This window comes from Domibacillus enclensis (genome assembly GCF_900156125.1).
In the GTDB taxonomy this organism is placed as follows: Bacteria; Bacillota; Bacilli; order Bacillales; family Domibacillaceae; genus Domibacillus; species Domibacillus enclensis.
Genome location: NZ_FTLX01000004.1, coordinates 336,679 through 350,237, shown reverse-complemented (window position 1 = coordinate 350,237; position 13,559 = coordinate 336,679). Strand labels below are relative to the sequence as shown.

Sequence of the window (13,559 nt, the reverse complement as noted above, 5' to 3'; positions counted from 1 at the left end):
CCCTTCTATGCTTATAACAAATAAAATCCAATGCCCATAATGAGGTATGCCGCAAGAAGTGTCAACCCTTCAAACCAGTTTGTTTCGCCATCATTTGAAATGCTGATGGCAAGAAAAACCGCGGTAATCATCGAGACAAGCTCAGGAATCGTAAAAACAAGAGGCATCGGTGTTGGAAACAGCAATGAAATCAATACAAGCACCGGTGCGACAAACATGGCTACTTGAAGTGTCGAGCCGATCGCAATTTCCACGGCAATGTCCATTTTATTTTTCATTGCCATCAGAATGGCTGAAGCATGCTCAGCGGCATTCCCGACAATCGCGACAATAATAACCCCGATAAACAATTCAGACCAGCCAAACTGCTCTCCAACTGCTTCAAACGTGTGAACGAGACTTTCCGCTACATAAGCCACTGCAGCCGTTGCCAGCAGCAAAATCAAAATGGCTTTTTTCTTGTTCCATTCCGGCACTTCATCATGATGCCCTTCATTTCCTTCAGATGCATACACACCGCGATGAGTGACAAGCTTAAAGAACAAGCCGGCTAAATAGATGGCAATCATCACAACGGAAATGCCGATACTTAAGTTCAGCGTTTTCGCTTCCGTCATATTCATTGAAAAAATTTCCGGAATCACAAACGCGACCACCACCGCAAAAATAAGCAGCGCTGAATTGTGGCGGGCATCGTGGACACTAAAGGTTTGACGCTTGAATTTCATTCCCCCCATAAAAAAGGAAAGACCGGCAACGAGCAATAAATTACCAAGTACGGAGCCCGTTAAAGACGCCAGCACAACGCCGATGAGACCTGCTTTTAGTGCAAAAATAGAAATAATAAGTTCGACTGCATTTCCAAACGTTGCGTTTAATAAACCGCCAATCCTTGGTCCAACAACGATCGCCAGACTTTCCGTTGCTCTGCCCATGTAGCTTGACAGCGCAATAACCGTCGCACTGCAAATCACAAACATAACCACGCTCGGCCAGTGCAAAAGTGACCCTGCAATCGTCAGCGGGACACCCGCTGCAATCATAATTGCGAACACTTTTCCCATAATCCCACTCTCCATTAAATCAAAGTAACGAGCATAAGTACTTAATCATCATACCCGCTCTTTACTTTATTTAACACATTTAGTGACATTATTTCAGTTCAAATGTTTCTTCTACTTCAATAGAAGGAATCACGGACTGTACCATCGAGCAGTTTTTGCGTGTTAATTCAATTGCTTTGCGAACTTTTTCCTCCTTTAAGCCGGCCCCTTTAATAATAAAATGAACCATAATTTTCTCCACGCGGTCTGCAGCTTCTGAATTGCGTACGACATCTGTTTGGATCGTGATGTCTTCAATGTCAATCCGCTGCTTGGCAAATATTTTACGGAGTACTCCCCCGCTGCAAACAGCAACGGACGAAACAAGAAGCTGATATGGCCGAAACCCGTACGCCTCATCTCCAGAAATATGCAGTTCGCCGTATGGCAAATCCGTTGTAAAGCCGCCATCCTTCATTTTAAATTCCATTTATGAACACTTCCTTTCATTGATACTCCCTATTGTATCGAATCCCCTTCATTCCGCCAATAAGTGCCCCTTGCATCTTTCTAAAATTATGGTATGATTACTTTACATTATAATAATTATAAACTAAAAATAAGTTCATTCTAATTGAAAAACCTTTTCAATAAAGGTTTTGTTAATGATAATCAACGTCAATGGCTTGATTTTAATTCTCAATTAGATAAGGAGGATCACTTTATGACTGCATTGACTGAGAATACACTGCCGCGTGAAGGCTTGCTTCAAAAAATCACACCGCACCTTGAATTAGCCGCCGCTCTTTTTAGCGGCCTGCTTATTCTGGCCGGCTGGCTGCTTGATCGAAATGGCGCAGAGACCGCTTCGGTTTTCGTTTATTTATCTGCTTTTTTGATCGGGGGCTTTGCTAAAGCAAAGGAAGGCATTGAAGCAACGATTAAAGAAAAAGAATTAAATGTCGAAATGCTGATGATCCTGGCTGCTGCCGGCTCAGCGGCCATCGGCTACTGGACAGAAGGCGCGATTTTAATTTTTATTTTCGCCGTCAGCGGGGCTCTTGAAACGTATACGATGAACAAAAGCCAGCGGGAAATTTCGGCGCTCATGGACATTCAGCCGGATACAGCCCTGCTCGTTCGCGACGGATCTGAAGAGCATGTACACGTTTCCGAACTAACACGCGGTGACATTATTATTGTTAAGCCCGGCGAACGCGTTCCCGCGGACGGTCTTATTTCAAAGGGCCATACGACAATTGATGAAGCAGCGATTACGGGTGAATCGATTCCTGTTTCCAAAGAAGCCGGTGCTGACGTATTTGCCGGGACGGTTAATATGACCGGGTCCGTGTATATCGAAGTAACAAAAAAAGCAGATGAAACACTTTTCCAAAAAATTATCGAACTTGTGCAATCTGCTCAAAGCGAGAAATCTCCTTCACAGCAGTTTATCGAACGGTTTGAAGGCAGCTATGTAAAAGTCGTGCTCGTTATTGTTTCTCTTATGATGTTTTTGCCGCATTTCCTTCTTGGCTGGAGCTGGACAGAAACCTTTTACCGCGCGATGGTACTGCTCGTTGTCGCGTCTCCATGCGCCCTTGTTGCTTCAATTATGCCCGCTACCCTTTCTGCCATTTCGAACGGTGCACGAAGCGGCATTCTCTTTAAAGGCGGTGCCCATCTTGAGAACTTGAGCCACATCAAAGCAATCGCCTTTGATAAAACAGGAACACTTACACGCGGAAAGCCTGAGGTCACGGATGTTGTGATTCGGGGAAACCTACGCAGACAGGAGATTCTTCAGGCGGCTGCTTCTATTGAAAGCCGCTCAAACCATCCGCTCGCCCATGCTGTTGTCCGGTATGCGCAGCAGGAAAACATTTTGTTCTCTCCACCGGATCAGCTTGAAGATGTAGCCGGCTGGGGAGTAAAAGGAACCATTGGCGACAACGTATGGAAAATCGGCAAGGCAGCGTTTGTTGGCAAGGAAGAAGCAGCGGCGTTTGCTAATGGAGCGGCAGCCCAATTTGCGGAGGATGGAAAAACGACTATCTACATCGCCGATCAGGAAGGTATTGCTGCTGTCATTGCCCTGAAGGACATTATTCGGGAAGAAACGAAACAAGCGCTGAAAACTTTGCAGGACGAAGGGATTTTCACGATTATGCTGACGGGCGACAGCGAAAAAACAGCCAGAGCGATTGCCTCAGAAACGGCTCTTGGCTCTTATATTGCGGAGTGCCTGCCTGAACAAAAGGTGGATCATGTAAAAGAACTGCTGGAGAAGTACGGCACCGTCGCGATGGTCGGCGACGGCATTAATGACGCTCCTGCCCTTGCCACAGCATCTGTCGGTATTGCGATGGGAGAAGGATCGGATGTAGCACTGGAAACCGCAGACGTGATCTTAATGAAAAATGATTTGCCGAAAATTGCCGAAGCCATTCAGCTTTCTCGGAAAATGCAGCGGATCGTTAAACAAAATATTATCTTCTCCATTTCCGTTATTGTGCTGCTTATCATCTCAAACTTCTTTCAGGTGCTCGACCTGCCATTTGGTGTCCTCGGCCACGAAGGAAGCACGATCCTTGTGATCCTGAACGGCTTGAGACTCCTTAAAACATAAAAAACCAGCTTGAGGAAAGCCCTCAAGCTGGTTTTTTAATGAACTCCGCGCTTTTGGTCATTGCGCAGTGCGTTTATTTCACCGCCGACTAAAATAATCATCGCGGATAAGTACAGCCAGATCATTAGGACGATCACGCCCCCGATGCTTCCGTAGGTGGCGGAGTAGTTCCCAAAGTTGTTGACATAGAAAGAGAAGCCAAGCGATACAATAATCCATCCGAGTGTCGCAAAAATAGCACCCGGCAGCACTGTTACGTACTTCACTTTTAAATTAGGAGCCAAATAGTAAAGGCCCATGAACACAAGGAACAGAACCACTGGCGGAAGCAGGAAGCGAATCCACGTCCAGATGATTAAAAACTGATCCCCCATGCCGAGGAATTCAAAGGCAAACTCGCCAATTTGCTGGCCGAACACTTGCAAAATAAGCATAACGGCAATGATGATGATAAACGCGAACGTCAGCAAAATCGACAAGCCGCGCGCAACGTAAAAGGCTCTTGTTTCTTTTACGTCATAAGCATAGTTCAGCCCTTTAATGACCGCGTTCATCGCGTTAGATGCAGACCAGATCGTACCGAGAAAACCAACGGACAGCAGCCCGCCATTTTCGTTAGACGTCACTTCCTGCAGTGTATCCTGCACCAGGCTGAGCGAATCAGACGGCGCAAAATCCTTCACGACGTTGAATACCTCATTCGGATCAATCGGCAAATAGCCGAGCAATGTCACCATAAAGATCATTAGTGGAAACAGCGCCAGCAAAAAAAAGTACGCCATTTGCGCGGCTACTCCCGGAACATCAGAAGCCTTAATCCGCCGCAGCAGGTGTTTAAAAAAAATACGCAAATCTGTTTTTTTATCTGTTTTTTCAGCCAAAAATCTTCTCCTCCATTATGACGTCGGCGTTTGTGTCTGTTCTGCCGAAGCCGCTGGATTTTGTCCCTGCGGCGCAAAAGTAGATTTTGTTTCGTCGACAAGATCCTTTACTTCCGGTGTCAGGTCTTTTAAGTTATCTACTTTTCCTTTAATAAACGAAACATCCTCATTGATTTTTTGAGCTGTTTCCGTTGCCCGGTCAATCAATTCACGTGAGGAGGCGGTCAGCTGATCCGGATCTTTTGCCAGCGCGATTAAATAGCTTGCCCAGGAAGACATCTCCTGACGCGTCCCGCGGTCTAAGAGCGCAATAACGCCTCCTACTGCTGCTCCTGCTGCTACACTTGCGAAAAATTTACTTTTACCCATTGAATTGTCATCCTTTCTTTATCTCGATACCGTATTCTATTCGGCTTTATGAGCCTTTTTTCCTTTGTAGATGTTGAAGCTTTTCCCTTAATAAAAATAATTAAAACGCATATTTATAAAAAAGATGTTTTATTTAACCCGTGCCTGGCGATGTTTGATCGTCTTCACGAGTGAGGAGGACTGGCTTTGGGACAAGAACAGCTTCTGGAAATGTTGAGAACGATCAGTTCGTTTATTTGGGGGCCGCCTCTTTTAATTTTGATTGCTGGAACCGGCATTTATTTTTCTGTTCTTATTGGGTTTCTTCAAATTCGACTGCTGCCCTACTCGTTAAAGCTCGCCTTCAGCAAAAAACAGGACCAGCATGCGGAAGGGGATATTTCCCATTTCCAAGCTCTTATGACTGCGCTTGCGGCAACAGTCGGCACTGGAAATATTGTCGGCGTGGCAACAGCGGTCCTGCTCGGCGGGCCGGGTGCCCTTTTTTGGATGTGGATCAGTGCCTTTTTTGGCATGGCGACAAAGTATGCGGAGGCTGTCCTTGCTGTTAAATACCGTGTACAGGACGCGGACGGTGAAATGTCGGGCGGGCCGATGTACTATTTAGAACGAGGATTAAATCAAAAGTGGCTCGGTGTATTGTTTGCTTTGTTTGGCGCTGGCGCGGCGTTCGGCATCGGAAACCTGGTTCAGGCCAATTCTGTAGCAGGTGTCGTGCATTCGACTTTTCATGTACCTGCCTGGTTAACAGGCCTTCTTTTAACGATTTTTACCGGTCTTGTTTTGCTGGGCGGCATTCAAAGCATTGGCCGTGCTGCGGCATTTTTCGTTCCGGTCATGGCCGCTTTTTATGTGATCGCCGGCTTAATCGTTATCGCAATGAACATAGCGGACGTCCCTGCCGCATTAGGGCTCGTTTTTACCGATGCGTTTACAGGGGAAGCAGCGGCTGGCGGTGCCATTGGCGCTGTCATTCGATACGGGGTTGCGCGCGGCGTGTTTTCCAACGAAGCGGGGCTTGGGTCGGCTTCTATTGCGGCGGCGGCAGCAAAAACCGATCTGCCTGCACGCCAGGCGCTCGTGTCGATGACGCAAGTATTCATTGATACGATCGTCATCTGCTCGATTACCGGTTTAACGATCATTTTAGCCGGCCAGTACGATTCCGGATTAAAAGGGAGTGAGCTGACAACGGCGGCATTCAGCGAATTTCTCGGATCAGCGGGCGCTTACATCGTGGCGATCGGGCTGGTGTTTTTCGCTTCCTCCACGATCATTGGCTGGTCCTATTACGGAGAAAAATGCTTTTCCTATTTGTTTAGCAAAAAAACCGTCCGCTATTACCGCATCGCGTTTGTTTTAACCGTGTTCCTAGGAGCCGTAACGAGCCTCGAAACCGTCTGGACATTCGCCGATATGATGAACGGCTTGATGGCTCTTCCGAATTTAATCGGTCTCATTGGCTTGTCGGGTGTGGTTCTAGCAGAAACAAAAATCATCTTAAAGAAAATAAAAGAAGAAAAGCGGATTGTCTGACTCCTTTCCTCGCTTTGTTGACAAGTGCGGCAAAACATGGAATGATGAGAAAAAATGAAAAAGGTGACATACTCGTGGATTTAAGTGTACAATCAGCAGAAAATATTCAGTATATGGTGAATCAAATTACCGCTAAGCTGCGCATGGTCAATACAGGCGCGATCAGCCCGGAGCATTTCAGCACCTCATCTTATGAGGATTTAAAGGACATTTACGAGCTAGTGATTCGCAAGCAGTCGTTCAGCCCGAACGAGATGCAGGCCATTGCAGAAGAGCTCGGCAACCTTCGTAAATAACAGAAAGCACCCGCATTCAGCGGGTGCTTTCGTTTTCTTCAGCCTGAGGATCTTCTTTTTCTTGAATGTCTTCCGCTGCCTGGTCGGCTTCGGTTTGAAACTGGTCAATGTACCCGCCCAGTTCATTGGAATGCTGGTCCAGCTGAGAAGCAATGTGCGAAATCGCGTCAACCGACTGGTTTGTTTCCTGTACACTTGCCGCAGCTTCTTCAATACCTGCCGCCGATTCCTGAGAAACTGCAGCAATATTCGCGATTGCCTGGTTTACCTTGACCGTGTGATCCATGACGACATAAAGAGAGTCTGAGATCGATGTAATATTCGTGCTGACCTGGCTGATCCGCTCTTTCATGTCACTGAATTTTTCCCCTGTGCCGGTGATCTGGCTGCTTCCCTGTGAAACGAGCTCATAGCCGCTTTCAAGCGTGCTCACCGCTTCTGTTGACTCCTGCTGAACGCTTGCGATAATGTCATTAATGCCCGTGATCGATTGTGCCACCTGTTCGGCAAGCTTGCGGACTTCATCTGCGACAATCGCAAATCCTCTGCCATGCTCACCTGCTCTCGCTGCTTCAATAGCAGCATTTAAAGCCAGCAGGTTCGTTTGTTCCGCCACTTGTTTAATAATGCTGACAAGCTCTGTAATGTCCTTCATCCGATCATCCAGCCCTTTTACTTTCTCAAGAGCATTGGTCATATTTTGATAAATGGTATTCATCTGGTCAACAGAATTTTTCATTTCTTTTTCGCCTTCGACCGTTAACGAAACCATATCGGCCGCGCCCTGCTTTACTTCTTCTCCGCTCATAGCGGCAATCGAAATATCCTCTACAAACTTCCCGAACATTTCTGTTAATGTAGCTGCTGAGCGAGCCTGCTCTTCAGCGCCAGCCGACATTTGCTGCATCATCGCGGCAACCTGAGCTGTTTCCTGCTGAACGCGTTCGGACTGGCTATGAAGAGAAGAGCTTTCTACTTCCACTTTTCCGGAGATTCCCTTCATGTTCCCCAGCATTTCATACAGCTGGCCGTTCAGTTCATTGGCTGCTGATACAAGCTGCCCGATTTCATCCTTTGATGTCGTGTTGAGCGGTTCCGCGTGAATACGGCCGGCAGCCATTTCCTTCATCCGGATGCCTACTTGCTTTAAAGGACGCGTAATCGATCTGGCACTGCCCATGGCCAGAAGCAGACCAACAATCAGTGACAAAATAGCCAACACAAGGCTGATAGCCATTGAACGCTGTCCGAGCGCAATCACACTTTCGCTTTCAGCTGTGATCTGCTGGGCGTTTTCAGCTGATATATCTTCATTGTCCAATAATTGAGGCAGCGTTTCAGAAAGCAGATTTTCCGTATTTTGATTCAAGATGGAAATCGAAACGAAACTGACCGCCGAATTCAATATAGCCAGTGCAATTAACACACCAAAGCTGATTAACAGTTTTTTACGCAAGCTTTTCATCGATGACACCCCTTTAAAAGTAAGAAAAATAGAATAGTTCATACATCCTATTATACTATTATCTGGCATCAAAAAACGATAGATTTTCATAAAAAAAAGACCACAAATTTGTGGCCTTTCTCATAATTTATTTTGCAAGCAGTGCCAGTGCTTCCCGGTTAAATGCTGGAATGTCCTCCGGCTGGCGGCTTGTGACAAGCTGGTCCTGGCAAACCACGACTTCTTTATCGTGTACGTTCGCGCCGGCGTATTCCAAATCGACTTGAATAGATTTAAAGCCTGTTGCGTCACGTCCTTCAAGAGACTTCGCTGTAATTAAAAGCTGTGGACCGTGACAGATGGCGAAAACAGGTTTTTTCGCATCCATAAATTCTTTCGTGAACTGTACGAAGCGGTCATCTGCACGAAGCTGATCCGGTGAAAATCCGCCTGGCAAAAGCAGTGCATCAAAGTCAGCCGACTTCACTTCGTCGATTCCTTTGTCAATTGAAATCGTTTCTTCGCCTTGTTTGCCCTTCACTGTTTTCCCTGCTTCTTTTTCAATGTTGACCAACTCGTGTCCTGCCTCTTGAAACGCTTTCGCAGGCTCTGTGTATTCTACATCCTCGAACATATCTGTAATTAACACGGCAATTTTTTTACTCATAATAATTATATTCCCCTTTCGTTTTTGCATCTTCCTTTTTGTTTACAGTAGGAAGTTTACCCGGGGATCCATTCTTTAAACAAAAAAACAGAAAAGGAGCGCCTCCCTTTCTGTTACTGTGTGGCAGAATTTGTGGACTGCTCGGTTTCCCCCTGAGGCAAAATCAAGATCTCCACACGGCGGTTTTGAGCGCGCCCCGATGGCGTATCATTTGAAGCAATCGGCTGATATTCTCCATATCCCTTCGCACTAAACAGCCGTGGATCGAGCTGGTCGTTTTTCAAAATTTCTTTCATAAAGTTAACCGCCCTCATCGCACTTAGCTCCCAGTTCGAATCGAATTGAGCCGTGCTGATCGGCACATTGTCTGTATGTCCGCTAATGATGATGCTTCTCGGTATATCCATAATCAGAAGTTTTGCGATATCCTGTGCACTCTGCAGCTGCGCCGGCTGAATGTCCGATTCACCTGAATTAAAAAGAACATTGTCCCGAATCCTCAAAAGCAGCCCTTCCCCATTTAACGTTGTTTCCACTTTGTCTTGAAGGTTATTTTCTTTAATATAAGCCGTCATTTTTTCCTGCATTTCCTGCAGTTCTTTTTGATCGGCTGCCTTTAAGTTTTCCTGCTCCTCCGATTCCGACATAGATGGATCAGAAACGGGACTCGGAAAGTCAAGAACGCCACTGCCGCCCTCAAGCTCATTGTTAAATGCAGAAGCAATCGCCTGAAATTTCTGGGCATCAATGGAGCTGCTCGCAAAAAGAACAATAAACAAGGCGAGCAAAAGGGTCAGCAAATCGGCATAGGGGATCAGCCAGGACTCATCAACGTGCTCCTCATGCTTTTTATGCCGCTTACGCTTGGACATCTCCTTGTCCTCCTCCGCTTTCATTTAACAGCTTTTTCTTTTCATCTGCCGGTAAATAAGACGCCAGCTTTTGCTCTAAAACTCGCGGGGCCTCACCTTCGAGGATCGACAAAATGCCTTCAATCATCATTTCCTTTACCTTTGCCTCCATCGCCGATTTACGCTTTAATTTATTGGCAAATGGGTGCCACAGCACGTACCCTGTGAAAATCCCGAGAAGGGTTGCCACAAAAGCGGCCGAAATCGCATGTCCAAGCGCATCCGTATCACTCATGTTGCCCAGGGCCGCAATCAAGCCAATAACAGCACCCAGCACTCCGAGTGTAGGTGCGTACGTCCCGGCCTGCGTAAAAATAGCGGCTCCAGATAAATGACGATCCTCCATCGCAGCAATTTCCTCACTTAACACGTCCCGTATATAATCGGCACTTTGCCCATCAACCGCAAGGCTCATCCCATTTTTCAAAAAGTCATCTTCAATATCGTTCATCTTTGTTTCCAGCGAAAGAAGGCCTTCCTTCCGAGCCAGCTCAGCCCAGCCAGTGAATAAGCCGATGACTTCCTGAGGGCTCATTCTTTTTTGGTCCTTAAACAAGATGCCGAATAATTTTGGGACTTTTTTCAAATCAGAGCCCGGAAAAGCGATGGTAACAGCGGCTACTGTCCCCACAATAATAATTAAAAATGCGGCCGGGTTGACCAATACAGCTGGACTGACACCTTTCGCCACCATTCCAACTCCAACTGCAACCAGCCCTAAAATAATACCAATCAGTGAGGATTTATCCATAATATGCTAACTCCTTATTTTTCTAGACTTTAATTTTTCATTCTATTAAGAATATATATTACACGTTTCGACAAAGAAAGAGAATGACAAAACTGTTACATCTTTCTTTTAGATGGGTAAAAATTAATAAAATCTTATCATTAGATTTACATCTATTTGATAAAATAATGAGTATTCAAACAAGAACGAGGTCTTTTAACCTATGATAAACTTAACGATTCTTTTTTTCATTCTTATCCCTTCCGTGATAACATTCCTATTTTTGTCAAAAAGAAAGATTGTTAGCCGCCTTGCTCACACGGACCACCTGACCGGCCTGCCAAATCGCCGGAAGCTTGAGCCGTTTATTCAAGACAGAACCATCCCTCTTCGGCTTCCAGTTGCCGTTGTGGTCATTGATATTGACAATTTCAACTGGGTGAATGAACGATACGGCTACGAAAGCGGAAATGCACTTATTGTCGAATTTGCACAGCGTCTCGCCTTTCTTGCTCCAAAAAACAGCCTGGTGGCCAGAATAGAAGGAAACAAGTTTGCCCTGGCCATTCCGGGCACATACAGCAGACAGGAAATTCAAACGATGCTGTCTGAACAGTTTTCTCCGCTGCAAAATCTGTTTCACGTATATGGGGAACCCGTCCATTTAACCTTTTCAGCCGGTGTGGCACTGGCACCTGTGGATGGCCTGGATTGCCACACCTTGCTTCTCCATGCCGAACGGGCTCTTCGCCACGTTAAGCACCACGGCAAAAATGATATCGTTTTGTACCATCCTTCTTTTCAGCAGCAGGATTTTGAGCGGCAGCTGGCGATGAGCTTTCAAAGCGCCCTTCAAAACGGTGAATTTTATTTATGCTACCAGCCGAAATTCAACCTAAGAACGAATTCAATTGATTCGGCTGAGGTGCTTGTTCGCTGGGATAGCCCCATTCACGGTGCTGTTTCACCTGCCGTTTTTATTCCGGCGGCTGAAAAAAACGGTTTTATTTTCGATTTAACAAAATGGATTTTAGAGGAGTCCTGCCGGCAGATGCATCACTGGGTGCAGACGGACCACCCAATTAAGCGGATCGCGGTTAATATTTCGGCCCCATTGTTTTTATCGGACCGTCTCCCTGAAATGATTAGCAAAATTCTAAAGGACTTTCACCTTCCTGCAAGCCATTTAGAATTGGAGATAACCGAAACCGCCATTATGGAGCATTTTGATGAAGCCTTTCAAATTATTGCATTGTTGAAAAAGAAAGGCATTGCGATTTCGCTTGATGATTTTGGAACCGGCGTTTCATCGCTGACATACGTCAAAAAACTGCCGATCGATACATTAAAGATTGATAAATCCTTTATTGACGGCGTTCATACTTCCTTTGAGGACAAGGCGCTTGTGGAAATGATTATCCAGCTCGCCAAGCTGTTCAAGCTGTCGGTTGTGGCAGAAGGAGTTGAAAAGCAAGAGCAGCTAAATGTGCTGAAAAAGCTCGGCTGTGATTCAATTCAAGGCTACCTCATCAGCCGTCCTGAACGTCCGGAAGCATTATCCCTGTATAAAGACCGGTCAAAATACGGGTCATGAATAGGAACCGGGACATAGTAATGCGGATCAAAAAAGAAAGCCGAACGCATGCAAATTTGCACGATTGTCCGGCTTTCTCTTCTATTAAAAATATTTTGTTCCAAATTCCTGCTTCTTAAGCCTGAAGCGCCATTGCAGGGCCGAAGAACTCGTATTTCACGTCTTGTGCGTCAAAGCCAAGCGCCGTTAAGTGCTGAACAACAGCCCGCATAAATGGCACTGGACCGCAAACGTAACAAATGCTGTTTGAATCGATTACTTCGTTTAAAAAGTCCTTGCTAATGTATCCCGTTACATCACAGACGTCAGAATCATTCTTTTTCTCTTCGTATGCTGTGAATACTTTTCCATCTGTCAGCTGGCTGACGAGAGATGCCGCCTCACTGCCGAATGCATGCGCTTCTTTGTTGCGTGCTGCTTGAATAAACACCGTTTTCCGGCTTGGCTCTTCAGCTGCAATCGTACCAAGCATCGCCATCATTGGCGTCACGCCAACACCGCCGCCGATCAACGCGACGGGACGGCTTCCTTTTTCCAGATAAAAGTCTCCTGCCGGTGCACTTACTTCTATTGTATCGCCTTCATTTAGTCCATCATGAAGGAAGTTGGATACTTTGCCCTTCGGATCGTGGTCCGCCTCTTTTTTAACCGAAATACGGAATGCATTGCTTCCCGGTGCCTGTGACAGGCTGTACTGGCGGTTCACTAAAAACTCTTCTCCCGGAATGGCTGTCCGGATGGTAATGTACTGGCCTGGCAGATAAGCCGGGGCCGGTGAGCCATCCTTTGCCTTTAAATAAAAGGATGTAATAACAGAGCTTTCCTCCACCTTTTTATCGATGTAAAATTCTTTGAAATCCTTCCAACCGTTCGGCTGCTGCTCTGCTGCGTCATACATTTCTTTTTCCACATCAATGAATACTTGAGCAATCACACCGTAAGCTTCTCCCCAAGCCGCAATGACTTCATCGGTCGCACCGTCACCGAGAACTCCCTTAATCGCTTTTAATAAATATTCGCCGACAATTGGATAATGCTCCGGCTTAATGGCCAGACTGCGGTGTTTGTGTGCAATTTGCTTTACCGCCGGAAGAAGCACTTCCAGCTGGTCAATGTGCTTCGCTGCCGCGTAGACCGTATTGGCCAGTGCAGTCTGCTGTCGCCCCTGTGACTGATTTGCATGGTTAAAAATATTCAGCAGTTCGGGATGCGCCTCGAACATCGTTTTATAAAAATACGTGGTAATGGCAACGCCGTGTGTTTCTAAAATAGGAGCAGTTGATTTAACAATATCAATCGTTTTTTGTGATAGCACAATAATTCCTCCCGAGTCTTTTTAAAGATGTATTTTCTATACATCTTATTTATACGGTATTGAAATCGTAAAAACAATATATAAAATGTATGTTTAAAAAAATGTTCACAATTGCACAACTTTCTTTTTACATGCCATAATAGG

Annotated in this window: 13 protein-coding genes; 4 read left to right on the top strand and 9 right to left on the bottom strand. The window is 45.9% G+C overall.

Annotated elements, in window-relative coordinates; genetic code table 11:
• Positions 1 to 11 precede the first annotated feature (11 nt).
• Both cax and BW952_RS10955 read right to left on the bottom strand, forming a co-directional pair.
• Positions 12 to 1,064 (bottom strand): calcium/proton exchanger, encoded by a 1,053-nt coding sequence (gene cax / locus BW952_RS10960; RefSeq protein ID WP_045851368.1) that lies wholly within the window; start codon positions 1,062 to 1,064, stop codon positions 12 to 14.
• An 88-nt stretch (positions 1,065 to 1,152) separates the two neighbouring features.
• Complete coding sequence (locus BW952_RS10955; protein ID WP_045851367.1) at positions 1,153 to 1,533, bottom strand: OsmC family protein; 381 nt, start codon at positions 1,531 to 1,533, stop codon at positions 1,153 to 1,155.
• A gap of 234 nt (positions 1,534 to 1,767) precedes the next feature.
• Between BW952_RS10955 and BW952_RS10950 the strand changes: the two genes are divergently transcribed.
• On the top strand, positions 1,768 to 3,672 hold the full coding sequence (locus BW952_RS10950) for a heavy metal translocating P-type ATPase (protein ID WP_045851366.1): 1,905 nt from the start codon (positions 1,768 to 1,770) through the stop codon (positions 3,670 to 3,672).
• 35 nt (positions 3,673 to 3,707) lie between these two features.
• On the opposite strand, the gene BW952_RS10945 is transcribed toward BW952_RS10950, so the two are convergent.
• Together BW952_RS10945 and BW952_RS10940 are read right to left on the bottom strand one after the other, a co-directional pair.
• Positions 3,708 to 4,553, bottom strand: coding sequence for a YihY/virulence factor BrkB family protein (locus BW952_RS10945; protein ID WP_082084633.1), 846 nt, complete (start codon positions 4,551 to 4,553; stop codon positions 3,708 to 3,710).
• A 15-nt stretch (positions 4,554 to 4,568) separates the two neighbouring features.
• Positions 4,569 to 4,922, bottom strand: coding sequence for a hypothetical protein (locus BW952_RS10940; protein ID WP_045851365.1), 354 nt, complete (start codon positions 4,920 to 4,922; stop codon positions 4,569 to 4,571).
• A 210-nt stretch (positions 4,923 to 5,132) separates the two neighbouring features.
• Between BW952_RS10940 and BW952_RS10935 the strand changes: the two genes are divergently transcribed.
• Both BW952_RS10935 and BW952_RS10930 read left to right on the top strand, forming a co-directional pair.
• A complete protein-coding gene (locus tag BW952_RS10935; RefSeq protein ID WP_045851394.1) occupies positions 5,133 to 6,458 on the top strand; it encodes an alanine/glycine:cation symporter family protein in 1,326 nt (441 codons plus the stop codon).
• A gap of 74 nt (positions 6,459 to 6,532) precedes the next feature.
• A complete protein-coding gene (locus tag BW952_RS10930; protein ID WP_045851393.1) occupies positions 6,533 to 6,754 on the top strand; it encodes a DUF1128 domain-containing protein in 222 nt (73 codons plus the stop codon).
• Between the two features lie 16 nt (positions 6,755 to 6,770).
• Here BW952_RS10930 and BW952_RS10925 read toward each other — a convergent pair whose 3' ends face one another.
• The 4 genes from BW952_RS10925 to motA form a co-directional block, all read right to left on the bottom strand.
• A complete protein-coding gene (locus BW952_RS10925; RefSeq protein WP_052698478.1) occupies positions 6,771 to 8,219 on the bottom strand; it encodes a methyl-accepting chemotaxis protein in 1,449 nt (482 codons plus the stop codon).
• A 127-nt stretch (positions 8,220 to 8,346) separates the two neighbouring features.
• Complete coding sequence (locus BW952_RS10920; protein WP_045851364.1) at positions 8,347 to 8,865, bottom strand: type 1 glutamine amidotransferase domain-containing protein; 519 nt, start codon at positions 8,863 to 8,865, stop codon at positions 8,347 to 8,349.
• A 113-nt stretch (positions 8,866 to 8,978) separates the two neighbouring features.
• Positions 8,979 to 9,737 (bottom strand): flagellar motor protein MotB, encoded by a 759-nt coding sequence (gene motB / locus BW952_RS10915; RefSeq protein ID WP_045851363.1) that lies wholly within the window; start codon positions 9,735 to 9,737, stop codon positions 8,979 to 8,981.
• Complete coding sequence (gene motA / locus BW952_RS10910) at positions 9,724 to 10,527, bottom strand: flagellar motor stator protein MotA (protein WP_045851362.1); 804 nt, start codon at positions 10,525 to 10,527, stop codon at positions 9,724 to 9,726. Before motA ends, motB begins: the two co-directional genes overlap by 14 nt.
• A gap of 262 nt (positions 10,528 to 10,789) precedes the next feature.
• On the opposite strand from motA, the gene BW952_RS10905 reads away from it, so the two are divergent.
• Positions 10,790 to 12,100 (top strand): putative bifunctional diguanylate cyclase/phosphodiesterase, encoded by a 1,311-nt coding sequence (locus BW952_RS10905; protein ID WP_169714099.1) that lies wholly within the window; start codon positions 10,790 to 10,792, stop codon positions 12,098 to 12,100.
• 115 nt (positions 12,101 to 12,215) lie between these two features.
• Here BW952_RS10905 and hmpA read toward each other — a convergent pair whose 3' ends face one another.
• Positions 12,216 to 13,415 carry an NO-inducible flavohemoprotein gene (gene hmpA, locus BW952_RS10900; protein ID WP_045851360.1) on the bottom strand — a complete coding sequence of 400 codons (1,200 nt, stop codon included), beginning with the start codon at positions 13,413 to 13,415 and terminating at the stop codon, positions 12,216 to 12,218.
• Positions 13,416 to 13,559: the final 144 nt, after the last annotated feature.

Coding starts and splice junctions, on each gene's coding strand:
- BW952_RS10940 (WP_045851365.1), bottom strand. CDS start 4,922: ATGGGTAAAAGTAAATTTTTCGCAAGTGTAGCAGCAGGAGCAGCAGTA.
- motB (WP_045851363.1), bottom strand. CDS start 9,737: ATGTCCAAGCGTAAGCGGCATAAAAAGCATGAGGAGCACGTTGATGAG.
- BW952_RS10925 (WP_052698478.1), bottom strand. CDS start 8,219: ATGAAAAGCTTGCGTAAAAAACTGTTAATCAGCTTTGGTGTGTTAATT.
- BW952_RS10950 (WP_045851366.1), top strand. CDS start 1,768: ATGACTGCATTGACTGAGAATACACTGCCGCGTGAAGGCTTGCTTCAA.
- BW952_RS10920 (WP_045851364.1), bottom strand. CDS start 8,865: ATGAGTAAAAAAATTGCCGTGTTAATTACAGATATGTTCGAGGATGTA.
- BW952_RS10935 (WP_045851394.1), top strand. CDS start 5,133: ATGTTGAGAACGATCAGTTCGTTTATTTGGGGGCCGCCTCTTTTAATT.
- motA (WP_045851362.1), bottom strand. CDS start 10,527: ATGGATAAATCCTCACTGATTGGTATTATTTTAGGGCTGGTTGCAGTT.
- BW952_RS10955 (WP_045851367.1), bottom strand. CDS start 1,533: ATGGAATTTAAAATGAAGGATGGCGGCTTTACAACGGATTTGCCATAC.
- cax (WP_045851368.1), bottom strand. CDS start 1,064: ATGGGAAAAGTGTTCGCAATTATGATTGCAGCGGGTGTCCCGCTGACG.